The sequence below is a fragment of the Flavobacterium sp. WG21 genome, assembly GCF_000335775.1.
Taxonomy (GTDB): domain Bacteria; phylum Bacteroidota; class Bacteroidia; order Flavobacteriales; family Flavobacteriaceae; genus Flavobacterium; species Flavobacterium tructae.
Genome location: NZ_AMYW01000021.1, coordinates 49,803 through 72,895, shown reverse-complemented (window position 1 = coordinate 72,895; position 23,093 = coordinate 49,803). Strand labels below are relative to the sequence as shown.

The window sequence follows — 23,093 nt, the reverse complement described above, 5'->3', positions numbered from 1 at the left end:
TCAATTCCTCATCAAGAGAAATCCTGAGTGAAGCTATCGAATTGAGATAATTGGTCAATTTTAAGAAATTGAGCTGGTTATCTGTTCACACAATTCAAATTTTCAAATTATCTAATTTTAAAATTATCTAATAGAAAAGCCATGCCATTATATCACAAACTTGGAGACTTCCCTCAAAAGAGACACACACAATTCGAAAAACCTGACGGAGGTTTTTACTACGAACAATTATTCGGAACTGAAGGTTTTCATGGACACTCGTCATTATCTTATCATGTTCACAGACCCACTCAGGTAAAAGAAATCTTAAATTCCTATTCCGTTGAGCCAAAAATTGCCATCGGAAAAAATATAAAATCGTTACTTTTTAAAGGTTTTGAATTAAAACCTGAAAATGACTTTTTGGACAGCCGTAAAGCCATGATGGTTAATAAAGACTGTATCATTGGACTGGCAGCTCCTAAAGAATCACTTCGAAATTATTTCTACAAAAATGCCGATGCCGATGAAATGCTTTTCATCCACAAAGGAAAAGGAAAATTAAGAACCATGTTAGGTAACATTCCATTTGAATATGGTGATTATCTGATTATTCCACGAGGCATTATTTACCAAATAGAATTCGAGACGGAAGAAAACCGACTTTTTTATGTCGAATCCTACTCTCCTTTTTACACCCCAAAACGTTATAAAAACCAATCAGGACAGCATTTAGAGCATTCCCCTTTTTGCGAACGCGACTTTATTTTGCCAAACGAACTGGAAACACATGACGAAAAAGGCGATTTTTTAATTAAAATCAAAAAAGAGGGCATGATTCACGAAGTGGTTTACGCCACACATCCATTTGATGTTGTGGGTTGGGACGGTTACAATTTCCCATACGGATTCTCGATTCATAATTTTGAGCCTATAACGGGACGTGTTCACCAACCGCCTCCGGTACACCAAACATTCGAAACGGCTACTTTTGTCGTTTGTTCTTTCTGCCCAAGACTTTACGATTATCATCCGAAAGCAATTCCGGCACCTTACAATCATAGCAATATAGATTCTGATGAAGTTCTATATTATGTAGATGGTGACTTCATGAGCCGTAACAATATTGAGCAGGGTCATATCACTTTACACCCAAAAGGAATTCCACACGGTCCTGCGCCAGGCGCAATGGAACGCAGCATTGGTCACACAGAAACACAGGAATTAGCCGTTATGGTTGATACTTTCCGTCCACTTATGGTTACAGAAGAAGCCATGGGTCTTGATGATGGTCAGTACTACAAATCCTGGACGGAGTAATTCCATTTTCGATCTAACCGCAAAGTTCGCAAGGATTTTACGCGAAGATCGCTATAACAACTTCGCGAACTTTGCGAAATAACTTCGCGTGCTTTGCGGTAAAAAACAAATCTTAAAAACAACACTACGGTTCAATCAATTAAACGATTAACCGATCAAACAAATAAACATTATGTCAAAAGAAGTAAAATCAGTAGAATACGGATTAGAAAAAATCTTTGAAGGAGCACAGGATTTCCTTCCGTTATTAGGAACCGATTATGTAGAATTCTACGTCGGGAATGCAAAACAATCGGCACATTATTATAAGACAGCTTTCGGATATCAGTCATTAGCATACGCCGGACTAGAAACCGGAGTAAAAGACAAAGCCTCTTATGTTTTAAAACAGGACAAAATCAGAATTGTTCTGACAACACCTTTAACTCAGGATTCACCTATTCACGAACACCTTAAAAAACACGGTGATGGTGTAAAAGTAGCCGCTCTTTGGGTTGAAGATGCCAGAAGTGCCTACGAAGAAACAATGAAACGTGGTGCTCGTTCTTTTATGGAACCAACGGTTGAATCGGACGAATTTGGAGAAGTAATCCGTTCCGGAATCTACACTTACGGAGAAACGGTTCACATTTTCGTGGAAAGAAAAAACTACAACGGTATTTTCCTTCCGGGGTATCAGGAATGGAAGTCGGATTACAATCCGGAGCCAACCGGTTTAAAATACATCGACCACATGGTTGGAAATGTAGGCTGGAATGAAATGAATACCTGGGTAAAATTCTATGAAGATGTTATGGGATTTGTAAATTTCTTATCCTTTGATGACAAGCAAATTACCACAGAATACTCAGCATTGATGAGTAAAGTAATGTCCAACGGAAACGGAAGAATCAAATTCCCTATTAACGAACCGGCAGAAGGGAAGAAAAAATCTCAAATCGAAGAATATTTAGATTTTTATGGTGGTCCCGGAATCCAGCACATTGCTATTGCTACAGATGACATCATCAAAACAGTATCACAATTGAGAGCAAGAGGTGTTGAATTTTTATCTGCTCCTCCTCACACTTACTATCAGGCAATTCCTGAAAGATTAGGTGTGCATATGGATATGATGAAAGAAGACATTAACGAAATTGAAAAGCTGGCCATCATGGTCGATGCTGACGAGGACGGTTACTTGTTACAAATATTTACGAAGCCAGTTCAGGACCGACCAACACTATTCTTTGAAATTATACAAAGAATGGGTGCAAAAGGATTCGGTGCAGGAAACTTTAAGGCCCTTTTCGAGTCAATCGAGAGAGAGCAGGAATTGAGAGGAACGCTGTAAAAATGCATTTTTTTTACATTATGCAAAAAAAATCCTCTGCAAAATGATGGTTTTTATGCAAATGTTATGTTAAACTCACTTTTTAACATTTATTTTTTGAACTTTGTATCTATCTTTGCACTCGCAAATCAGGAAGGGGTGGTTTCCTTCCGAATTGATATAAATTTCATAATTTATAGTTTTTTGGTTAGTTAATAGCATAAAAACTCCGTCATTCCTTGACGGAGTTTTTTTGTTTTGATACATTTGGAATAAAATTTGCATTTATATATCTTTAATAGTGAAATGTAAAAAATGTACTATGAAAAAAATAGTCCTGCTCATATTAGTTCTTACGACCCTAGGTTTCGACACTCAAAAAGAAGATGCTTTTGACACCGGAGAATACTTCAAATTCAGAATTCATTACGGAATCATAAACGCCGGCTACGCCACTCTCGAAATTAAAGACGCGACGATCAACAATAAAAAAGTTTTTCATGCTGTAGGTAAAGGATACACAACCGGAATGTCAAAATTTTTCTTTAAGGTGGAAGACCTTTATGAAAGTTATTTCGACAAACAAAACGGAGACCCTTATCGCTATGTAAGAAAAATAAACGAGGGAGGCTACACCAAAAATCAGGAAGGCTTTTTTGATCAGTCTGAGAAAAAAGTTTTAGTAAAAGATTACAAGCGCAAAACCGAAAAAACAATTGTAATTACCGACAATGTTCAGGATATTATCTCTTCTTTTTATTATTTGAGAAACCATCCAAACATAGACAAACTCAAATCAGGTGAGGCCATCACCATTGATATGTTTTTTGATGATGAAATCACAAAATTTAAGTTAAAATATGTAGGCCGACAGGATATTACAACTAAATTTGGTACCGTTTCTTCAATGGTTTTCAAACCACTGGTACAAACCGGGAGAGTTTTCAAAGAAAAAGAAAGCGTAACTCTTTGGATTACAGACGACGAAAACAAAGTTCCGATACGCATAAAAGCAGATTTAGCTGTTGGATCACTTAAAGCCGACCTTGACGAATATAAAGGATTAAAAAATCCATTTAAAGCAAAAAAATAATGAACCCTACTGATCATTCAGAATCAATTTTAAAAGAAATTGACCTTAAATTCCAAGCTATAAATCAAAAAACCGATGTACAATTAGAAGGATTGCTTTGGTCAAAACCTATCACCTACTGGGACTACATACAAACGGATGCCCTGTTAAGTTTACAAACCCAACGCACTACGCTTCCTGACGAGATGGTTTTCATCATGTACCATCAGGTAAACGAATTGATCTTTAAAATGATATTATGGGAAATTGACCAAATTTCCAACACGCAAGATATTCAGGTTGTCTTTTTCAGTGAAAGATTATCCAGAATAACGAGATACTTTGACATGCTGACGAATTCGTTTAGCATAATGGAAAACGGAATGGAAGTGGATCAATACATGAAATTCCGAAATACACTGACTCCTGCGAGCGGCTTTCAAAGTGCACAATACCGATTAATCGAATTTGCATCGACAGATGTGATCAATTTAACCGATCGCCGATACAAATCAAACTTTGACGAAAATACTCCGCTAGAAACCAGTTTCGAACATTTATACTGGCAGGCTGCCGGAAAAGATTATCAAACCGGAGAAAAATCATATTTACTTCAGGAATTTGAAAACAAGTATAAGGATCAGTTCCTAAGACAAATGTCAACTTTTAAATCAAAAAACATCTGGCAGAAATTTACTCAGCTACCTTTAGAGGACCAACAGAATCAGGAGTTAATTGATGCGATGCGTCATTACGACAAAACGGTAAACATCACCTGGGTAATGCAGCATTTAAATACTGCAAGAAAATACATACTGGAAAGCGGAAAAGGAAACGGAGAAGCCACCGGAGGAAGTGATTGGCAAAAATATATGCACCCAAAATACCAAAGACGCATCTTTTTTCCTAAATTGTGGACCGAAGAAGAATTGTCCAATTGGGGAAATGAAACAGCTAATTAATTTCCTAAAAAAATTTAAAAGTTTGAAAAAAGCATTCGTAATTATAATCGTTTTATTCTCAATATTTTCATGCAATAAAACTGCCGAAAAAGTTGAAACTAAAATCACTAAACCAAAAACTAAAAAAGTAGAATTTGGTTTTAATTACGCCGATTTCAATGTTATTCACGATACTATTAAAAAAGGAGATTCATTTGGATCTATTCTTCAGAGTCAGAATATTGGAGACAAAAAAGTCTATGATGTTGTAGAACAAATAAAGGATTCTTTCAATGTAAGAACCATTCGCTATAACAAACCTTATACTATACTTCGTTCAAAAAACAAAACAAACAAGTTACAGGTTTTTATTTATCAGCCGGATCCGCTGACGTATTATGTTATAGATTTAAGAGACAGCATTGCAAAGGCCAGCAAAAAAATAAAACCGGTCACTTTAAAACGTAAAATTATCGGAGGAGTTTTAAAAAGTTCCTTATCCGAAACTCTGGGCAACGAAAGCGTGGAAGCTGCTCTTGCCAGTAGAATCACCAAAGTTTTTTCATGGTCGATTGACTTCTTCAAACTAAAAAAAGGAGATCGTTATGGATTAATTTTCACAGAACGTTTTATTAATGGCAAAACTTACGACGGTGTTGAAGATCTTGAAGCCGCATTTTTTGAATATAAAGGTAAAATCGTTTATGCTTTTCCATTTGAAAAAGACACTACTTCAGGAAAAATAGAATATTATGACGATCAGGGAAAAACGCTGAAAAACTTTTTCTTAAAAACTCCGATTAAATTCAGCCGTATCACTTCGCGATTTACCGCAAACCGCTTTCATCCGGTACAACACACCTGGAAAGCCCACAAAGGAACGGATTATGCCGCACCAACCGGAACACCAATTTCGTCAACTGCCTCGGGAATTGTAGAAGCAACAGGATACACGGCAGGAAACGGAAACTTTGTAAAAGTAAAACACAACGGAACCTACTCTACTCAATATTTACACATGTCCCGAATTTTAGTTCGACGCGGTCAGCGTGTGACACAGGGACAAACTATTGGATTAGTGGGCAGCACTGGTCTTGCGACAGGACCTCATGTTTGTTACCGTTTTTGGAAAAATGGCGTACAGGTAGATGCTTTAAGACTTAATTTACCAACCGGAGAATCTTTAACCGGAAATTACAAAACCCGTTTCTTCCAGCAAATAGAACCTTTGAAGAGAGAACTGGACAGCATAGGAAATCTATAAAAATCTGTTTTTATCCTTAACATAGAAACAAACATGAAAAACAAACGCATTAAAGACCTTCTTGATGAAACTTTTTCAGATTTAAAATTATTCTACAGAGACACCACTTTAGATGACAGTTTACTTACTGCTTATCAAATGGGACAAATATTAAAAGAAAAAGATTTCACAGACATGTCCTTTATTGGTGGCGGTCTTTCCGGAAACTGTAGATTTTTAATTGCAAGTGCCGGAGCAAGAGATTTATCCAAATTCAATCCGGATTCGGCAAAAAACGGACATGCTCTTCTGGATGACAATTCCTTCTTTAAAGTATTGGACATTTATAAAATCAACGATAAAATCCAGATTTTCCTCCTCAACATTCCCGGAAACTCACTTTCGCTTTTTAAAAATTCGACTTCAAATCTCGAAGAAGAAATTATTGAAAAAGCAAGACAAAAATTCACCGCTAAAATCAACGCTCCCCTAATTCCGGAATTACAAACCGAAATCTGGAGAGAAAAAACAAAAGCTCCTATTGGAATCAGTCTTTCCGGTGAATTACACTTTGACGATTCAACTATCAAAAAAGAGAAAGTTCAAAGAATAGAAATCAATACAATCAAAAAGCGAATCGAAATCAATAAAAAGCCCTGGTGGAAAATTTGGTAAAACTTCCACTTAAAAACAAGTATCTATAAAATCCTACATCAACGCATGAAACGATTCTTATTACTGCTTTCTTGTACAATAGTTGTGGGATGTTCGAATCCACATACTTTTCTTTTAAACGATAAGAAACAAAACCAATATTTTGTATCGGAATCCATCCAACAGGCATTCGAAAAAGACATCATTAAAAAATCGCCTTTAATTGTGATAAACGGAGTTCCGTTTCGATATGATAAAAAGCAAGACACTATAATTTTACCCCTTGAAAAAGCCGACATTATTAGTGTAGATTTTTTAAACGAAAACAGCAGCCGCATCATTTACAACGAAAAAGAAAACGATGGTGCTATCATAATTACAGCAAGAATTCGAAACAAATAAACAGATATATCGTTTTCGTAACTATTTGTTATATAATTGTGAAGCTTAAAGCTATTAGAACTAATTTCAGTATTTTTGTTTTTTTATAACCACATTCTCAATTAAACAAAAAATGGCTTTAAACACTACAAACCCAACCGGGACTGAAGCGTGGAAAAATCTGCAAAACCACTATAACGCAACTCATAAAACTACTATACAAGAACTTTTTCAACAGGACAATGCCCGTGTTGAAAAATTCAATTTACAATGGAATGACTTTCTAATTGACTATTCTAAAAACAACATTAGTCAGGAAACCGTTTCTCTTTTACTGGAATTAGCCAATTCAATTGGATTAAAAGAAGCCATCTCTCAATATTTTGAAGGGGCAATCATTAACCAGACTGAAAACAGAGCGGTTTTGCATACGGCATTGCGCGCACCAGAATCTGCCGTAATTAAAGTAGAAGGCGAAAATGTAATTCCGGAAGTTTATGAGGTAAAAAACAAAATCAAACAATTTAGTCACGAAGTAATTTCGGGAGAAAGAAAAGGTTTCACCGGAAAAGCTTTCACTGACGTAGTAAATATAGGTATTGGAGGTTCTGATCTTGGGCCGGTTATGGCTTTTGAAGCTTTACAGTATTACAAAAATCACTTAAACTTACACTTTGTTTCTAATGTAGATGGCGACCATGTAAACGAAGTCATTAAAAAATTGAATCCGGAAACAACTTTATTCCTTATTGTATCCAAAACTTTTACCACTCAGGAAACCTTATCTAATTCTGAAACTATAAAAGAATGGTTTTTGAAATCGGCTTCCCAGGAAGATATTGCCAAACATTTTGTCGCGGTTTCAACCAATATTCAAAAAGTGACTGAATTTGGAATTAATCCTGACAATGTTTTTCCAATGTGGGATTGGGTTGGAGGAAGATTTTCACTTTGGAGTGCTGTTGGTTTAAGCATTTCGTTAGCGATTGGTTTTGACAATTACAACGAACTGTTAAAAGGAGCTAATGAAATGGACGAACATTTCAAGACAACCACATTCGACGAAAACATTCCCGTAATTCTGGCATTGTTAAGTATTTGGTATAATAATTTCTTTGGCGCTGAAAGCGAAGCATTGATTCCATACACTCAATATCTTCAGAAATTAGCTCCCTACCTGCAACAGGCTACTATGGAAAGTAACGGAAAAAGTGTTGGTCGTGACGGAAAACCGGTTAACTACCAAACCGGAACAATCATCTGGGGAGAACCGGGAACCAATTCTCAACATGCCTTTTTCCAATTGATTCACCAGGGAACAAAATTGATCCCGACAGATTTTATTGGATTCATTCAACCTCTATACGGTAACGAAGATCATCACGACAAACTAATGTCCAACTTTTTTGCTCAGACTGAAGCCTTAATGAACGGAAAAACCGCTGCACAAGTTCAGACTGAATTTGACAAACAAGGATTATCGGCAGAGAAATCATCCTACTTGTTACCTTTTAAAGTTTTCACCGGAAACAAACCAACAAACACGATCTTAATTCAAAAACTAACTCCAAAAAGCCTGGGGTCACTGATTGCATTGTACGAACACAAAATTTTTGTTCAGGGTATTATCTGGAATATTTTCAGTTATGATCAATGGGGAGTAGAATTAGGAAAGCAATTAGCGAATTCTATTTTGGATGAAATTAACACCAAGACGGTAAAAAATCATGATAGCTCGACTTCTTTCTTATTAAATCACTTTTTGAAAAATAAGTAAAACTCAAAAAAGATCCATACACAACATACTGAAACGCCTTGATTTAATGAAAATTAAGGCGTTTTTTCGTACACAAGCATCACATAAGCAGCTAAAAAAGCGATCTCCTGCAAGTTTAGCGCTACAAGACAATTAAAATAATTACGATTTTAACAAAATTCACACTAAAAAATTCAAAAAAACCTCATTTTATCTAACAAAAAAAAGAAAAATCATTTTAATGCGCAACACATTATACAAATCTTTCTTTTCTTAACAGTTTGATAACATTATCTGATTTTATTGTTATAATTTTGCCAAAAACAATAAACTAATTAACAAATGAAGACAATGAAAAATTGGTTACTTACTGGACTATTGTTCATGATAGTTTCAACCGCATTTTCTCAAGGAAAAATTTCCGGTATGATTACCGACGGAGTGGGTTCACTTCCGGGAGCAAACGTTGTGATCAAAGGATCTACAGTTGCTACTTCTACAGATTTTGACGGTAAATTTACTCTTAATGCAACAACAAGTACAGGAGAAATCGTTATTTCTTTTTTAGGTTACGAGAATTTAACTCTAAGATTTTCAGTTAGAAATGGTGAAACTACTAATTTAGGAACAATCGTTTTGACTTCTAATTCTAATGAATTAAGCGAAATTGTTGTAAAAAGCACAATCGTTGACATCGCAAAAGACAGAAAAACTCCTGTAGCGGTTTCAACAATTAAAGCTGCTGAAATCCAGGAAAAACTTGGAACTCAGGAATTTCCAGAGATCTTAAGAAACACGCCTTCTGTATATGCTACTAAAGCTGGTGGTGGTTTTGGAGATTCAAGAATCAACATTCGTGGTTTTAACCAAAACAACATCGCTGTAATGATCAATGGTATGCCGGTTAACGACATGGAAAATGGTTCTGTTTACTGGAGTAACTGGTCTGGTTTATCTGAGGTAGCTTCAGCTATTCAGGTTCAAAGAGGTTTAGGAGCTTCAAAATTGGTAACTCCTTCTGTTGGAGGAACAATCAACATTGTAACTAAAGCTTCTGACAGAAAAGAAGGAGGATCTTTTTCTTCTGGATTTGGTAATGGAAGAAACTTTAAAATTCAAGGTTCATACAGCACTGGAAAACTAGATAATGGTCTTTCTGCTTCTATTTTATTGTCTCAAACAATGGGAGACGGATATGTGAACGGAACTCAATTTGAAGGTTCTAACTACTATGTTGCTTTAGGATACGGTAGCAAAAGTGGAAAACATGACTTTCAAGTTACAGTAACAGGAGCTCCACAATGGCACAACCAAAGATCTACTGTACCAACAATTGCTACTTACCAAAAATATGGTATCAATGGAGATCCAAACATCAGATACAATGCTGATACAGGATATTTGAATGGTGAAGAATATAACATCAGAAAAAACTACTACCACAAACCGGTAGCATCTTTTAACTGGGATTACAAAATCAACGAAACTACAAAACTTTCAACTGTACTTTACGCGTCTATGGGACGTGGAGCTGGTGCAGGAGCAACAGGTGGTGTTGGTGGAAACACTTACAACAGTGCAGTATTCTTAACAGCTGATGGTTTAGTTGATTACAACAAAATCCAAGCTTGGAACAATGGTACAGGACAAGTTTTCTTTAACGGAGCAAACAGAACCAGAACTCAAATTGGTGGTGTTTACCAAAACAGTTCTTCAACTGGTAGAACTGGAGCAGGAACTACTGCATCTCCATATGTTTACAATACTACATCAGGTATTTCACAAACGTCATCTATCAACTCTCATGACTGGTTTGGTGCTGTTGTTAATTTGAACAAAAAATTATCAAATACACTTACTTTAGATTTCGGTCTTGACGCAAGAACTTACACTGGTTACCACTTTACTGTTGTTAACGACAGATTAGGCGGAGGAGAATTTTTTGACAACAATATTGCAAGTCTAAAACCAACTGGAAGACGTCTTACAGAGACATATTCTACAAATGTACAATGGAATGTTTTTGACAAAAGAAATTATGACAAGATCTCATTCAACAGTACTGGAAAAGTAAAATGGTATGGAGTATTTACACAATTAGAGTACTCTAAAGACAATTTAACAGCTTTCGTTCAGGGAGCAGTTTCTCAACAAGGATTCAAAAGAGAAGATGACTTTGTTTACCTTCCAACTGACCCATTAACTTCTACTCCTTACAAAAACATCCTAGGAGGAAACGTAAAAGGTGGTGCTAACTACAACTTAAGCGAAAAAAGTAATGTTTACGTAAACGCTGGTTACTATTCAAGACAACCATTCTTTAACTCTGTTTATCCAAACAACAGATCAACAGTAAACCCTAACCTTACTAATGAGAAAATCATTGGATTTGAGGCTGGATATGGTTTCCGTTCTAGATTTTTCAACGCTACAGTAAACGTTTACAACACAACTTGGAACGACAGATACTTAAAAGGTAATGCATTACCAACTGACCCAAATACTTACACTGAATACTTAGGTCTAAACGAGGTACACTCAGGAGTTGAAGTAGAAGCAAGTTCTAACATTACTGACAGATTAAAAGTAACTGGAATGGTATCTTACGGAATCTGGGAATACAAAGGAAATGCTACTGTAAACGCTTACAATCAAGCAGACAATAGTCCTGTTGTAGGATACGTTGCTACACCAGTTTACATGGACAAAGTAAAAGTAGGTGATGCTGCTCAAATGACAGCTTCTTTAGGTGCTGCTTATGAAGTTTTAACAAGAGTAACTCTTGATGCTAACTACAATTTCAACGATAAATTGTACGCTGGATTAAGCCCAATCAACTTTGCAGATCCAAACAACAAAGGAGCATTACAATTGCCTTCTTATGGTTTACTAGATGCTGGTTTCTCATACAAAATGTTAACTGGAAAAAACAAAGACAAATCAGTTAACTTCAGATTAAACGTAAACAACGTACTTGATAAAACTTATATCGCTGAATCAAGAACAAATACTTTCGCTGATGACAACCTTCCTGTAGCTACTGGTCAACCAGCTGGTTCAAAAGGAACTTACGCATCTAACGGAATGCTTTACAATGGAGTAGCAAACGTTAACCAGGTTTTCTTCGGTTTCGGAAGAACATGGAACTTCTCTCTACGTTACGATTTCTAATATTTAGAATCTAAATAAATACCTAAAGCGGCATTGACTTTTAGTCTGATGCCGCTTTTTTTATACCCTTTTTTGCTATATTTGTTTTATCAAAAAATCTAATTTATGTACCATTTTTTAAGAGAATTCCATAAGGGCTGGGCTTACTTAGCACTTTTAATTTTATTAATTGCAGTTGTAAATGCCATCATTGGTCTTACTTCTAAAAAAGACTTTACAGGCAAAGACCGCAAGATTGCATTATTTGCCTTGATTGGAACTCATACACAATTATTAGTTGGTTTAATCCTTTATTTTGTATCACCTTTAGGGAAAGCTGCTTTTGGCCAAATGTCTAATGCAGCACTTAGACTTACTTCATTAGAACACCCTCTAATCAACATTATTGCTATCATTTTGATCACCATCGGATGGTCGAAACATAAAAAATTAGTTAATAGCGAAGCGAAGTTTAAAACTTTTGCTATATTTTACGGATTAGGATTATTGCTTATTTTAAGCAGAATCCCATGGAACCTGTGGTTCTAAGAAAAAACCAATTAAAGCCCTAAAAATAGGGCTTTTTTTATCTCGGCATATTATTTGTACAAACTCCCCAAGTCTGAAAAAAAATAAAACATGAGAAATAAAAAACATATTTTACTCACTGCACTTACTATAACTTTTTTAAGTTGTTTTACCTATGTTATAAGCCAAACAAAGCCTGCAACTGAACCTAAAATTACTCAGGATACTGTCAAAACTGCCAGACCTAATTTAATTGCAATACCAACTGATTCTGTTTTTACGGATAAGGGCTTGAAATTAAAACCTTATAAAAAAAATGCACATGCCTCTTATTATGCTGACCGTTTTAATGGTAAAAAAACAGCCAACGGAAGCCGATTCAGCAACAGCGCTTACACTGCCGCACACAAAAAACTTCCTTTCGGAACGAGAATAAAAGTCACCAATGAAGCAAACGGAAAATTCGTAATTGTAAAAGTTACCGATCGCGGTCCATTTGTTCGAACAAGAGATCTTGATTTATCCAAAAGAGCCTTTATGGAAATCACGAAAAGTAAAGGAAGCGGTGCTATGAAAGTTACGATCGAAACTATAGTAGAATAACATCCTTTTAAAATACAAAACCCGACAGTTTTTTAGAAACTGTCGGGTTTTTTCGTAAATTAAGTTGTCTTAAAAAGATCTAAACAAACTTTCGAATACTCATCACTACTCCGGTATGAACGCCTTCATGGTAATTATTAAAATCCAAAGCTCCGTTTATATTCTTCAGAGTATACCCTAAACTAGTGGTATATTCATTATAATTCACAAAAATACCTGCCGCAAAATCATTTTCAACCTGCTTTAAAGTAGTCGAAAGCAGTTCACGTATTTCATCAACTTCTGCTTGCGAAACGTCTCCTTCCGGCTTAGTATCTTTTCGGTATTTAGCAATAAAATCTTCAGAAATGGTAACCGGTAAACCCGATAACTTATAAACCAAAGCCTGCTGTGAAGCAACACAATGTGCGATATTCCAAATGATATTGTTATTGAATCCTTGCGGAATTTTGTTTAATTGTTCTAATGAATGACTGTCTAAAACTTTCAAAAGAATCTCTCTAATGGTCTTTTGTACTTCAAAAACTGGGTTCATATTTTTATTTTTTTTCTAAAATTAGGCAATTTTAAGTTTCAAATGGATTTTCTTTGTAGTCTCTTAAATTTAAACTTATGAACAAAATATATTACTTAGCATCCTGCGATACTTGCCGAAAAATCATTAAAGCATTACCGGAAGGCAACAACCTGGTTTTTCATGACATTAAACAAAACCCGATTACAGCAACTGAATTAGAAGAAATGTATCAACTTTCGGGAAGTTACGAAGCTTTGTTCAGCAAAAAAGCACAACTGTATAAATCGATGGATTTAAAGAACAAATCTTTAACGGAAGCCGATTTTAAAAAATACATCTTAGAACACTACACTTTTTTAAGCCGTCCTGTTTTTATTATTGACGGAAAAATCTACATTGGCAACAGTCAGCAGAATATTTTACAGGTAATGAAAGCCTTAGAACAATAATTTACCTAAAAGCCGTAAAGATTCCCGGTTTGCGTTAGGGATAGAAGTGGAAATCCTTTTTTTGAGTTTTTTCTGCTCAAAAAAAGATTGAAACGAATAGCCCGACCGAAGGGAACGCCCAAAACCTTTTAAAAATAAGGCAATAGAAACTAGAAAACCTCACTCTAAAGTTTTTTAGTATCTTTGCGCCTTTATACTCAATTATATGATACAATCTATGACAGGGTTTGGCAAAGCTTCTTTGCAATTGCCTACAAAAAAAATTACCGTTGAAGTAAAATCCTTAAACAGTAAAGGTTTAGATTTAAATGTTAGAATGCCATCGGTATACCGCGAAATGGAACTAGGTTTAAGAACTCAAATTTCTACTAAACTGGAAAGAGGAAAAATTGATTTCGGAATTTACGTTGAAAGTACTTCTGAACAAACCTCAACTAAGGTAAATGTTCCTGTTGTAAAAAACTACATCGCTCAACTAAAAGAAGTTTACCCGGATGCGGATGAAACCGAACTGATGAAAATGGCCGTTCGAATGCCGGATACCCTAAAAACCGAGCGCGAAGAAATTGATGAAAATGACTGGGAACAAATTCAGTTGATCATCGAAGAAGCTTTGGAAAACATTCTGACTTTCAGAAAAGACGAAGGAGAATCTCTTGAAAAAGAATTCAATCTCAGAATATCGAATATCCGTCAATACATGAACGACGCTCTGGCACTTGATCCGGAACGTATTAAAGCCATCAAAGACCGTTTACAAACTGCTATTTCAGAATTGAAAGTGAATGTGGATGAAAATCGTTTCGAACAGGAATTGATTTACTATCTTGAGAAACTTGATATTACTGAGGAAAAAGTTCGTTTAACCAATCATTTGGATTATTTCCTTGAAACTATAAAAGGTTCTGAAGCTAACGGTAGAAAACTTGGATTTATCACTCAGGAAATGGGTCGTGAAATCAATACCATGGGTTCAAAATCGAATCATGCGCAAATGCAGAAACTGGTTGTGATGATGAAGGATGAATTGGAAAAGATCAAAGAACAGGTTTTAAATGTACTTTAAAAACTGTAAGCTTTAAGCGTTAGGCTATAAGCAAAAAACATAGAGTAAGTGAGCTTAAAGCGTACCGCCTAAAGCCTAAAGCATAAATTAATGAATAAAGGAAAATTAATTGTTTTTTCAGCACCATCAGGATCAGGAAAAACAACTATAGTAAAGCATTTATTAGGGAAAGAAGATTTAAATTTAGAATTTTCAATCTCAGCAGCTTCCCGCGACCCACGTGGAGAGGAAGAACACGGAAAGGATTATTATTTTATTTCGCTGGAGCAATTCAAGAAACACATCAAGGCTGAGGAATTCCTGGAATGGGAAGAAGTGTATCGTGACAACTTTTACGGCACTTTAAAATCGGAGATTGAAAGAATCTGGGCTTTAGGAAAAAATGTGATTTTTGATATTGATGTTGCAGGCGGACTGCGTATCAAGCATAAATTTCCGGAACAAACTTTGGCTGTGTTTGTGAAACCTCCAAGTGTTGATGAACTAAAACGTCGACTAAAACAACGTTCGACAGAAAGTGATGACAAAATAAACATGCGAATTGCAAAGGCTTCGGTTGAACTGGCAACTGCACCACAATTTGATACGATTATCAAAAATTACGATTTAGATACCGCTAAAGAAGAAGCATATCAGTTGGTAAAAGATTTTGTGAACAAATAGCTATTACACTAAGATTCGCAAAGAAGAACTCAGAGATTCACTAAAATTTTATAAATTACTTCGTGAATCTCTGCGAAAACTCTGCGAATCTTTGTGAAACAAAACATTTATGAAAATAGGCCTTTATTTCGGAACGTATAATCCCATTCATGTTGGTCATTTAATCATTGCCAACCACATGGCTGAGTTTGCCGATTTAGATCAGATATGGATGGTCGTTACACCACACAATCCGCTTAAAAAGAAATCTACCTTGTTAGACGATCACCAACGTTTGCAAATGGTGTATTTAGCCACTGAAGATTATCCGAAAATAAAGCCTTCAGACATCGAATTCAAATTACCACAGCCTAGTTATACAGTCAATACACTGGTTCATTTGCATGAAAAGTATCCAACACATGACTTTTCTTTAATCATGGGCGAAGACAACCTGAAAACGCTTCATAAATGGAAAAACTACGAAGTGCTTTTAGCAGATTACGATATTTATGTTTATCCCAGAATATCTGAAGAAGAGGAAAACATCGAATTAAAATCGCATCCAAAAGTGCATATTATTGATGCTCCAATTGTAGAAATCTCCTCTACTTTTATCCGAAACAGTATCAAAGAAGGCAAAAACATACAGCCTCTTTTACCGCCAAAAGTTTGGGAATATATTGATCATAATAATTTTTATAAAAAGTAAATGTCTTTCTCTGCTTCGATTTTTTATCCAAAGAAACCCAAACAATTTGATTTTACTTTATCTGAAAAACTAACTTATTATACTTTAATTGCTAGTGTTTCGTATGTATTATTGCTTGTATTTATAGAAACTTCTTTTGGATTTAAGATTTCAAAATATGCCTATTATTTGCTTATCATTCCCGTTATAACTTATTTCATTGCTGGAGCCATCAAGCTCACCGAATATGAGAACCTAAATGGATCTTTTATAGGAACAATTTCCTTTGAAGATGATTTTTTGGCTATTGATGCCAAACAATATCACTATAATAAAATAGAAAATTTAATTCTATACGGAAACTCTTATTCGGGTCAAAGAAACGAAAACACAAGATCTGGTCCGGTATACAGTAACGGAATAAGCAACCTGATTTCTTTTAATTATGAAGGGGGAAAAATCTCCCTAAATTTTAAATTAGATTCTGAAAGACATATTGCTGAACTGCAATTAGCTTTATTGGACATTATTACCAATGAAAAGATTCCATATCAAAGAAAATATTTAAATTTTATAAATAAGGAACACCGCTCCTACACAAAATTTGAGTTATTCGTTGCGAAATTGATTAAAGAAAAGAGAGTGGAATGCACAGAAGGATTGTTATTAATTGGATATGATACTGATAATGAAGCAAAAGAATTAAGAGCAAAATATTGTTGCTAAAAAACATGACGACAAGAAATAAAAAAGCCTGAAATCAAATTCAGGCTTTCTTGTTTTTATGCTTCAACGTTTACCGCGCTTTTCACTCTTGTTCGAATCTCACTTAGCGACTGTTCTGTTAAAAGTTTCCCGTCTCTGAAAACTTCTTTCAATTCGCCTTGTTTTTCTTCTTCCCAGGAAACATTATCCGTTAGATGATATACACCATCAATTAAATCAATTTTCATTAATCCTTTGGCTGATTTTTTAGTTCCATCATCTGTTATTGGATCTTTAAAGATAGCTCTTCCTTCTCCATTAACTTCTCCATAAGTTGCTTTCATAGCAAAACCAAAAGTATCTCTGGTATTGTATTGATAGGTAAACGAACCGATCCCCAAAACAACGTTTGTAGAAGCAAATCCTTTTTCTTTTAATCTTTCGCAAATTTGGGTCGCCCTTGCTACCGTAATACTATCACCGTAAATGGCGCCAATCTGCGGAATAAGTTCCTTATATCCTTTTGCATTAACTGTACCTCCAAAAACATCCCAAAGCAGCTCAATTACCCCTTTTTTCTCTTCTTCTGTTTTTCCGTTTGGATTACCACAAATAATATCTACCGGATCACCACTATCTGGTCGGATGACAACTTTACCTTCTCTGGCAATTATTTCTTCTTTCAATCGTGGTAAATAGTCGGTAAGAACTTTCCATAAATCCCAGGTATCCGAAACGATAGACACGATTCCTTTTGGATACACTTCCGTAACCAGTCTTTTAAACGTTTCACACTCTCCTTCGGTTGTTCCCATACACATTACAGAGTGCTCCGTTGCCGCAACTGAACCTGCAATTAATTCGGCATCAGAATCAGCCTTGTAATATTCTTCAAAAAAGTCAATTACCGGAATGGTATCAGAACCCGTAAAACTCAATAAATGTCCAGCCGCAGAAGTAATTGCTGCCTCGATTCCACCCATTCCTCTCATAGAGAAATCATGCGCCTGCCAATCTACAAATTCAGGAACTGATGATGTTTCGTCAGCAAATTTATCCAATACTTTTCGATATTCTTTTGCAATAGTAGCAGAATTACAAGGCAACCAGACTACTGCAGACAATAAGGTTTCGAAATAATTAGTTAGCCAGAAAAACTCCGGAAGCGTATTGTACATCGTAAACATGGGTACTCTTAATGGCACGCTAACACCTTCGGGCAACGCTTTAAAAACCATCGGAATATATCCTAAATCATGTAAATCTTCAATATGTTTGGTTCCAACCTGATTTTCACCTAAATAATTATTGATTCTGCGAGCGTATTTTTTAACGACTTCTTCTTTTGGCTTTTTAAAGAAATCGGCCTCAAAATCATGAATGATATATTTTTTGATGAAATATTGCAATCCGAAAAATACCACTTCCTCTAGTCCTTCAATTCTTGATTTTCTTGGCGTCCAGTTGGAATATACTAATGTTGTTCCGTCTGGGTATTGTCTTCTGTGGTCAACTTTGTAACCGTCGGTTAATAATAATGGGTTCATAAAATTTCTTAGTTATTTTTTCAATTATTTATTTCTTCCTTTTTCATTTGGATAAAGCTCTTGTACTATATCACTTTGCCAAAATACTTTTGTTTCCAGATCAAGACCTGTTAATCTGCCATAAAAGCCAGCCCCGGTATCGACATTCCACACATTGCATCCTTGCATTGGAATCTCTACATTATAATGAAGGGTTGGTGTGTGACCAATATAAATCTCATTATAAAGTAACAATCTTTTCGGATAGGAAAGCGAATTTTTTTTAATTCTCTTATCCATTGTCAAAGCCATTTCCCACAACGTTCTATCCCAAGAATAATTACTTTGGTAATGTTCTTTTTCCGGACCGTGCATGGACGAAAAACCGGCATGAATGAATAAATTGTTGTTTTCGTCTACAAAGTAATCTTTCATAGTATTGAAAAAATGGCCATGTTTTTCTTTTTCCGAACATTCAATATCGAGATAACTCTCTATAGTCGATTTTCCTCCATGCAAAAACCAAATATCGTTTATAACATCATTCTCTAACCACTCCTGACACCAGACATCATGATTTCCTTTGATAAAAATACACTCCTGTTTTTGGGATAAATCGATCAGAAAATCAATTAATTGTTTTGATTCACTCCAGCCGTCTACATAGTCTCCCAAAAAAATAAACCGATCCTTTTCTAAGTAATCAATTCTCTCTAATAGCTGAATTAATGCTTTTAACCCGCCGTGAATATCCCCAAAAACAAAGGTTCTTTTCATGATTTAATTAAACTTATTATCGAGGGCTGCATCTAATTTTATTAGAAAGTCTTTTCCAAATGTATCGTTCTCCAAACCTTCATACAAAAATGCAGGCAGGGTTTTATTGCAGTTTTCTTTGTTACTTAAAATCGCCATACACAAGGCAGCAACCGTATCGGTATCTCCACCATAATCGATACTTGTTTTTAAGCAATCTTTCATGGAAGTCGCTTCGGAAACGATTTTAATAACCGCTTGTGTAGTTGGGTATCCATGCATATCGATTGGCGAAGTAATTTTATAGGTTTCATTCTCCTTCAGCGTTTCATTTAAAAATGACACTAAATTCGATCCGTCACCCAAATTGTATTTAAAATAGTGAACGGCCAATGCAATACGCTTCGCACAACTGATCCCTTCAACAGTATAATGAGAAGTTCTTGCCTGAATTTCGCAGAAACTCATCAACTGATCTATATCTTTTACATAACCAATACTATAGGCTCGCATAGCAGAACCGTTTCCGTTACTTCCGTTGTTGATTATTTTAATGAAATCAGATCCATTTCTACTTGCATCCAAGGCATTGTAAACTCTGTCGGAATAACCTCTTCTTTTATCTCGGTGAAATACTTCAACAAACTTGTCTGCTACTTTGATTTCGTTCCAATTATCCTCTTCTAATAACAATTCCGAGATGGCAATTGCCATTTGCGTATCGTCTGTATAGCGTTTGTAAATTTCAGTATAAAGTCCGTGTTTGTGATACTGGGTTAAATGGTTGTTCTGAGAAATGAAATCTAAATCCCGAAATTCAAAACCTGCACCATATGCATCACCTATTGCCGCTTCTAGTATCATAATTTGTTGTGTTTTATAATTTTAAAATGATGCCTACTACTCCTTATGATTTAAACTCTATGTAGGTTGCCGGAACCTCAGCGGTCAGCCAAACATTATTCTCAGACAGATAAAATTTAAAACCATCTCTGTACATGGCACCACTTCTTACTGTCAGAATCTGGGGAGCTCCTCGTCTGCTTCCTACTTTTATTGCCGTTTCTTTGTCTTTGGAAAGGTGTACGTGCTGACGGCTCATTTTTTGTAAGCCTTCAAGTTTTATACTCTCCATAAACTTTCCAACGGTTCCGTGGTACAAAAACTCTGAAGGTTCGGCCTCCTTCAGGTTCAGCTCAACTGAAATTGAATGCCCCTGACTTGCTCTGATCTTTGTTTTGTCTTCATTAAAAGCAAAACGTTTTTTATCGTTGTTTTCTACCACATAATCCAGAAGTTCTGCATTAAGTGAGTTTCCGTTTTTAGAGCATTTTGCGATCAATTCTTCAACATCTGCCCAGCCGTTTTCGTCTAACTTTAAACCGATGGTTTCGGGTGAATGCCTAAGCACCAGACTCAGAAATTTGCTGACGCTTTTTGCTGTTTTTTCATTCATAACTCAACTATTTCAATTCATCTCTAACTTCCATCAAAGCAAAACCTAATAAGTTAAGCCCTTTCCATTTAGCAGGATTCAGAACATCTTTATGGTCACCTGCCATTCCAATTCCCCAGATTGGATCAACGGGACTCGCTTCGACTATTACTCTTTCATCTGTGTTTAGCAAAAAAGCTTTCAAATCGGGGTTTTGACTGAACTTATGATAATTCCCTTCTTTTACAATCTCAAATCGGTTTTCTAACCAAATTGCATCGTCATAATTTTTAACTTGACGTCCCAACTTTTTAGCTTCAGCAGGAGAATTAGCTTTAATGATTTTATTTAAAACTTCATTATCGTTAAACAATTCGGCTTTTTTTGCCATCATCCAGTGTTCGGCAGTTTTATAAGTCACGCCATTTACTTTAAAAGAACTTAACCACCACTGACTAAAGCAGGTTTTAGTAATCGTTCCGTCTTTACTGGGCTGATGTCCCCAGAAAAATAAAAACTTACTTTCTGGAGCTATGGTATCTATATTGTATTTCATGTTTTTTGTTATTGAAACAAAGAAACGAGTTCTCTGTTATTTTGTTTCAAGTTTCAAGTTTCAGGTTCCCTATATAACTTGAAACCTGAAACTTGAAACTTTTTAAACTAATTGATCCAATCCAATCACCTGAACGCTTTCGCCTTCGAAATCTTTTACTGAATTGGTGGTAAAAATAGCGTCGAAGCAATTTAAAACTTCGAAACCTTTATTGAAAATTCCGTGGCTTACGGCTAAGTATAATCTTCCGGCATTTTTCTTTTTTAATTCTTCAGCTAATCCTACGAAAGTTCCTCCGCCATCGCAAATATCATCTACAATTAAACAGTCCATTCCGTTTAGATCGTCTTCATAAACTTTAAAACCAGATAATCTTCCGGTTTTTACATCACGGCTTTTGCTGCATTCTACCACATCAATACCGCCAAGAAATTCAGAAACTTTGTAGATTTTCTTTAATGCACCGCCATCCGGAGAAATTAATTTTACGTTTTCGCCAATTACTTTCAAAACCGCTGCAATAAAAGTATGATTCGGGATCACTTCACAATTGTTTACTAAGGCCGGAGTCACTTCAGAGTGTGCATCAAAAACAAACACTTTATTCAACTCAAGTGCATTGATGATATCAGCATATACTTTTACAGATAACGATTCGCCTTTAATCATGACACGATCCTGTCTGGCTGCCGGGAAATACGGAATAAACAAGTCGATTACTTTCACGTCCATTCTGCGTAAAGCATCAACCGTGATGCACAACAAACCTAAATCGTTGAATGAATTTAATCGATGGGTAATGGTTACTTTTTGGGTATTGTCAAAATCAGGACTGATTTTAATATGAGGTTCTCCTCCTGAAAATGTGAAACTTTGAAATTTGATTTCTTCCTTATTAAGAATTGGAGTGAATTTTGGGTCTAAATTAAGTATCATAGTTTTTTTAGTTTGCGTTAATTATACGCAAATATAAGTCAATATATTTATTAAACAATTTATTTTGTGTAAAATTTACGCAAACTTTATTTCGAAGTGAAAACCACTACCAATTAATTCTTTGTATTTCAAATCATTAAACTTAAAAAGTTTAGCCGGGCGACCGCTTTTTATTGGTGAAAAATGATCGGTTTGATCCAGAAAACCATAGCTCAGTATCTTCTTTCTAAAATTTCGACGGTCTATTTCCTTTTCCAAAATAGTACAGTAAAGATTTTCCAGGTCAGAAAACAAAAATTCCTGAGGAAGTAAATCGAAACCTACTGGTTCATAGGTCAATTTTGCTTTTAATCTTGTCAATGCAGTTTTTAGGATTAAATTATGATCGAATGCCAGATCGGGAATCTCATCTATTTTGAACCATTGTACACGTTCAGCATCAGTATCTGCTTTAATTTCCAGACTTGAAGCGTCTACTAAAGCATAATAGGCAACGGAAATCACACGATTTCTGGAATCCCTATTAATATCATCTCCAAAAGTATACAGCTGCTCCATAAAAGTAAGCTGAACATTGGTCTCTTCGTGCAGCTCTCTAATAACAGCATCACTTAAAGATTCGTCCTCCTTTACTAAACCACCCGGCAAAGCCCAATACTTATCGGCAGAACCAAACTTTTGCTCAATTAAAAGCACATACAAACTGTTGTTCTTATATCCAAACACAATGGCATCAACCGCAATTCGAATATTTTGAAAATTTTCCATATTTTAAAACTCCTATCTCACAAATATAACGAATGAGAGTCAATTTTATAATCTATCACATCAGCAATAAATTATAAAATTGACTCTCATCAATATTCTATTTCTTT

The 23,093-nt window shown here is 35.5% G+C and carries 24 protein-coding genes; 16 read left to right on the top strand and 8 right to left on the bottom strand.

What is annotated here, in order from left to right; translation table 11 throughout:
• Positions 1–141: 141 nt before the first annotated feature.
• From C245_RS0115085 to C245_RS0115030, 11 genes are all read left to right on the top strand, one after another.
• A complete protein-coding gene (locus tag C245_RS0115085; RefSeq protein WP_017497445.1) occupies positions 142–1,299 on the top strand; it encodes a homogentisate 1,2-dioxygenase in 1,158 nt (385 codons plus the stop codon).
• A gap of 172 nt (positions 1,300–1,471) precedes the next feature.
• Entirely contained in the window at positions 1,472–2,632 is a 1,161-nt protein-coding gene (gene hppD, locus C245_RS0115080; RefSeq protein ID WP_017497444.1) for a 4-hydroxyphenylpyruvate dioxygenase, read from the top strand.
• 301 nt (positions 2,633–2,933) lie between these two features.
• Positions 2,934–3,704 (top strand): DUF3108 domain-containing protein, encoded by a 771-nt coding sequence (locus tag C245_RS0115070; RefSeq protein ID WP_017497442.1) that lies wholly within the window; start codon positions 2,934–2,936, stop codon positions 3,702–3,704.
• Positions 3,704–4,645 carry a tryptophan 2,3-dioxygenase family protein gene (locus C245_RS0115065; RefSeq protein WP_017497441.1) on the top strand — a complete coding sequence of 314 codons (942 nt, stop codon included), beginning with the start codon at positions 3,704–3,706 and terminating at the stop codon, positions 4,643–4,645. Before C245_RS0115070 ends, C245_RS0115065 begins: the two co-directional genes overlap by 1 nt.
• A 22-nt stretch (positions 4,646–4,667) precedes the next feature.
• Entirely contained in the window at positions 4,668–5,888 is a 1,221-nt protein-coding gene (locus C245_RS0115060) for a peptidoglycan DD-metalloendopeptidase family protein (RefSeq protein WP_026110084.1), read from the top strand.
• Between the two features lie 33 nt (positions 5,889–5,921).
• Positions 5,922–6,542: a hypothetical protein gene (locus tag C245_RS0115055; protein ID WP_017497439.1), complete on the top strand. Its 621-nt coding sequence runs from the start codon at positions 5,922–5,924 to the stop codon at positions 6,540–6,542.
• A gap of 45 nt (positions 6,543–6,587) precedes the next feature.
• Positions 6,588–6,923, top strand: a complete 336-nt coding sequence (locus C245_RS0115050; RefSeq protein ID WP_017497438.1) for a hypothetical protein — start codon at positions 6,588–6,590, stop codon at positions 6,921–6,923.
• A 112-nt stretch (positions 6,924–7,035) separates the two neighbouring features.
• On the top strand, positions 7,036–8,679 hold the full coding sequence (gene pgi / locus C245_RS0115045) for a glucose-6-phosphate isomerase (protein ID WP_017497437.1): 1,644 nt from the start codon (positions 7,036–7,038) through the stop codon (positions 8,677–8,679).
• Between the two features lie 321 nt (positions 8,680–9,000).
• On the top strand, positions 9,001–11,829 hold the full coding sequence (locus C245_RS0115040) for a TonB-dependent receptor domain-containing protein (RefSeq protein ID WP_026110083.1): 2,829 nt from the start codon (positions 9,001–9,003) through the stop codon (positions 11,827–11,829).
• A gap of 105 nt (positions 11,830–11,934) precedes the next feature.
• A complete protein-coding gene (locus tag C245_RS0115035) occupies positions 11,935–12,357 on the top strand; it encodes a hypothetical protein (RefSeq protein ID WP_017497435.1) in 423 nt (140 codons plus the stop codon).
• Positions 12,358–12,447: 90 nt separating this feature from the next.
• Complete coding sequence (locus C245_RS0115030) at positions 12,448–12,939, top strand: septal ring lytic transglycosylase RlpA family protein (RefSeq protein WP_017497434.1); 492 nt, start codon at positions 12,448–12,450, stop codon at positions 12,937–12,939.
• 79 nt (positions 12,940–13,018) lie between these two features.
• Here the strand turns inward: C245_RS0115030 and C245_RS0115025 are convergent, their stop codons facing one another.
• Positions 13,019–13,474 (bottom strand): DinB family protein, encoded by a 456-nt coding sequence (locus C245_RS0115025; RefSeq protein WP_017497433.1) that lies wholly within the window; start codon positions 13,472–13,474, stop codon positions 13,019–13,021.
• A gap of 77 nt (positions 13,475–13,551) precedes the next feature.
• Between C245_RS0115025 and C245_RS0115020 the strand changes: the two genes are divergently transcribed.
• From C245_RS0115020 to C245_RS0115000, 5 genes are all read left to right on the top strand, one after another.
• Positions 13,552–13,905 carry an arsenate reductase family protein gene (locus C245_RS0115020; protein WP_017497432.1) on the top strand — a complete coding sequence of 118 codons (354 nt, stop codon included), beginning with the start codon at positions 13,552–13,554 and terminating at the stop codon, positions 13,903–13,905.
• A gap of 205 nt (positions 13,906–14,110) precedes the next feature.
• A complete protein-coding gene (locus C245_RS0115015) occupies positions 14,111–14,971 on the top strand; it encodes a YicC/YloC family endoribonuclease (RefSeq protein ID WP_035746767.1) in 861 nt (286 codons plus the stop codon).
• 90 nt (positions 14,972–15,061) lie between these two features.
• A complete protein-coding gene (gmk, locus tag C245_RS0115010) occupies positions 15,062–15,634 on the top strand; it encodes a guanylate kinase (RefSeq protein ID WP_017497430.1) in 573 nt (190 codons plus the stop codon).
• A gap of 109 nt (positions 15,635–15,743) precedes the next feature.
• Positions 15,744–16,325 carry a nicotinate (nicotinamide) nucleotide adenylyltransferase gene (nadD, locus tag C245_RS0115005; RefSeq protein ID WP_017497429.1) on the top strand — a complete coding sequence of 194 codons (582 nt, stop codon included), beginning with the start codon at positions 15,744–15,746 and terminating at the stop codon, positions 16,323–16,325.
• On the top strand, positions 16,326–17,030 hold the full coding sequence (locus C245_RS0115000; protein WP_017497428.1) for a hypothetical protein: 705 nt from the start codon (positions 16,326–16,328) through the stop codon (positions 17,028–17,030).
• A gap of 56 nt (positions 17,031–17,086) precedes the next feature.
• Here the strand turns inward: C245_RS0115000 and C245_RS0114995 are convergent, their stop codons facing one another.
• The 7 genes from C245_RS0114995 to C245_RS0114965 form a co-directional block, all read right to left on the bottom strand.
• Entirely contained in the window at positions 17,087–18,556 is a 1,470-nt protein-coding gene (locus C245_RS0114995) for a nicotinate phosphoribosyltransferase (RefSeq protein ID WP_017497427.1), read from the bottom strand.
• 24 nt (positions 18,557–18,580) lie between these two features.
• Positions 18,581–19,312, bottom strand: a complete 732-nt coding sequence (locus C245_RS0114990; protein ID WP_017497426.1) for a metallophosphoesterase family protein — start codon at positions 19,310–19,312, stop codon at positions 18,581–18,583.
• Positions 19,313–19,315: 3 nt separating this feature from the next.
• Complete coding sequence (locus tag C245_RS0114985) at positions 19,316–20,155, bottom strand: ADP-ribosylglycohydrolase family protein (protein ID WP_017497425.1); 840 nt, start codon at positions 20,153–20,155, stop codon at positions 19,316–19,318.
• A 43-nt stretch (positions 20,156–20,198) separates the two neighbouring features.
• Complete coding sequence (locus C245_RS0114980; RefSeq protein ID WP_017497424.1) at positions 20,199–20,747, bottom strand: RNA 2'-phosphotransferase; 549 nt, start codon at positions 20,745–20,747, stop codon at positions 20,199–20,201.
• A 7-nt stretch (positions 20,748–20,754) separates the two neighbouring features.
• On the bottom strand, positions 20,755–21,282 hold the full coding sequence (locus tag C245_RS0114975; RefSeq protein ID WP_017497423.1) for an NADAR family protein: 528 nt from the start codon (positions 21,280–21,282) through the stop codon (positions 20,755–20,757).
• Between the two features lie 102 nt (positions 21,283–21,384).
• Complete coding sequence (prs, locus tag C245_RS0114970; protein WP_017497422.1) at positions 21,385–22,218, bottom strand: ribose-phosphate diphosphokinase; 834 nt, start codon at positions 22,216–22,218, stop codon at positions 21,385–21,387.
• Between the two features lie 75 nt (positions 22,219–22,293).
• Positions 22,294–22,986 carry an NUDIX domain-containing protein gene (locus C245_RS0114965; RefSeq protein WP_017497421.1) on the bottom strand — a complete coding sequence of 231 codons (693 nt, stop codon included), beginning with the start codon at positions 22,984–22,986 and terminating at the stop codon, positions 22,294–22,296.
• Positions 22,987–23,093 lie beyond the last annotated feature (107 nt).

What these genes read in the sequence shown, in the direction of transcription:
- C245_RS0114985 (WP_017497425.1), bottom strand. Translation starts at nt 20,155, where the DNA reads ATGATACTAGAAGCGGCAATAGGTGATGCATATGGTGCAGGTTTTGAA.
- hppD (WP_017497444.1), top strand. Translation starts at nt 1,472, where the DNA reads ATGTCAAAAGAAGTAAAATCAGTAGAATACGGATTAGAAAAAATCTTT.
- C245_RS0115040 (WP_026110083.1), top strand. Translation starts at nt 9,001, where the DNA reads ATGAAGACAATGAAAAATTGGTTACTTACTGGACTATTGTTCATGATA.
- gmk (WP_017497430.1), top strand. Translation starts at nt 15,062, where the DNA reads ATGAATAAAGGAAAATTAATTGTTTTTTCAGCACCATCAGGATCAGGA.
- pgi (WP_017497437.1), top strand. Translation starts at nt 7,036, where the DNA reads ATGGCTTTAAACACTACAAACCCAACCGGGACTGAAGCGTGGAAAAAT.
- nadD (WP_017497429.1), top strand. Translation starts at nt 15,744, where the DNA reads ATGAAAATAGGCCTTTATTTCGGAACGTATAATCCCATTCATGTTGGT.
- C245_RS0114965 (WP_017497421.1), bottom strand. Translation starts at nt 22,986, where the DNA reads ATGGAAAATTTTCAAAATATTCGAATTGCGGTTGATGCCATTGTGTTT.
- prs (WP_017497422.1), bottom strand. Translation starts at nt 22,218, where the DNA reads ATGATACTTAATTTAGACCCAAAATTCACTCCAATTCTTAATAAGGAA.
- C245_RS0115070 (WP_017497442.1), top strand. Translation starts at nt 2,934, where the DNA reads ATGAAAAAAATAGTCCTGCTCATATTAGTTCTTACGACCCTAGGTTTC.
- C245_RS0115030 (WP_017497434.1), top strand. Translation starts at nt 12,448, where the DNA reads ATGAGAAATAAAAAACATATTTTACTCACTGCACTTACTATAACTTTT.
- C245_RS0115085 (WP_017497445.1), top strand. Translation starts at nt 142, where the DNA reads ATGCCATTATATCACAAACTTGGAGACTTCCCTCAAAAGAGACACACA.
- C245_RS0115065 (WP_017497441.1), top strand. Translation starts at nt 3,704, where the DNA reads ATGAACCCTACTGATCATTCAGAATCAATTTTAAAAGAAATTGACCTT.
- C245_RS0114990 (WP_017497426.1), bottom strand. Translation starts at nt 19,312, where the DNA reads ATGAAAAGAACCTTTGTTTTTGGGGATATTCACGGCGGGTTAAAAGCA.
- C245_RS0115020 (WP_017497432.1), top strand. Translation starts at nt 13,552, where the DNA reads ATGAACAAAATATATTACTTAGCATCCTGCGATACTTGCCGAAAAATC.
- C245_RS0114980 (WP_017497424.1), bottom strand. Translation starts at nt 20,747, where the DNA reads ATGAATGAAAAAACAGCAAAAAGCGTCAGCAAATTTCTGAGTCTGGTG.
- C245_RS0114975 (WP_017497423.1), bottom strand. Translation starts at nt 21,282, where the DNA reads ATGAAATACAATATAGATACCATAGCTCCAGAAAGTAAGTTTTTATTT.
- C245_RS0115035 (WP_017497435.1), top strand. Translation starts at nt 11,935, where the DNA reads ATGTACCATTTTTTAAGAGAATTCCATAAGGGCTGGGCTTACTTAGCA.
- C245_RS0115000 (WP_017497428.1), top strand. Translation starts at nt 16,326, where the DNA reads ATGTCTTTCTCTGCTTCGATTTTTTATCCAAAGAAACCCAAACAATTT.
- C245_RS0115025 (WP_017497433.1), bottom strand. Translation starts at nt 13,474, where the DNA reads ATGAACCCAGTTTTTGAAGTACAAAAGACCATTAGAGAGATTCTTTTG.
- C245_RS0115050 (WP_017497438.1), top strand. Translation starts at nt 6,588, where the DNA reads ATGAAACGATTCTTATTACTGCTTTCTTGTACAATAGTTGTGGGATGT.
- C245_RS0115015 (WP_035746767.1), top strand. Translation starts at nt 14,111, where the DNA reads ATGATACAATCTATGACAGGGTTTGGCAAAGCTTCTTTGCAATTGCCT.
- C245_RS0115055 (WP_017497439.1), top strand. Translation starts at nt 5,922, where the DNA reads ATGAAAAACAAACGCATTAAAGACCTTCTTGATGAAACTTTTTCAGAT.
- C245_RS0114995 (WP_017497427.1), bottom strand. Translation starts at nt 18,556, where the DNA reads ATGAACCCATTATTATTAACCGACGGTTACAAAGTTGACCACAGAAGA.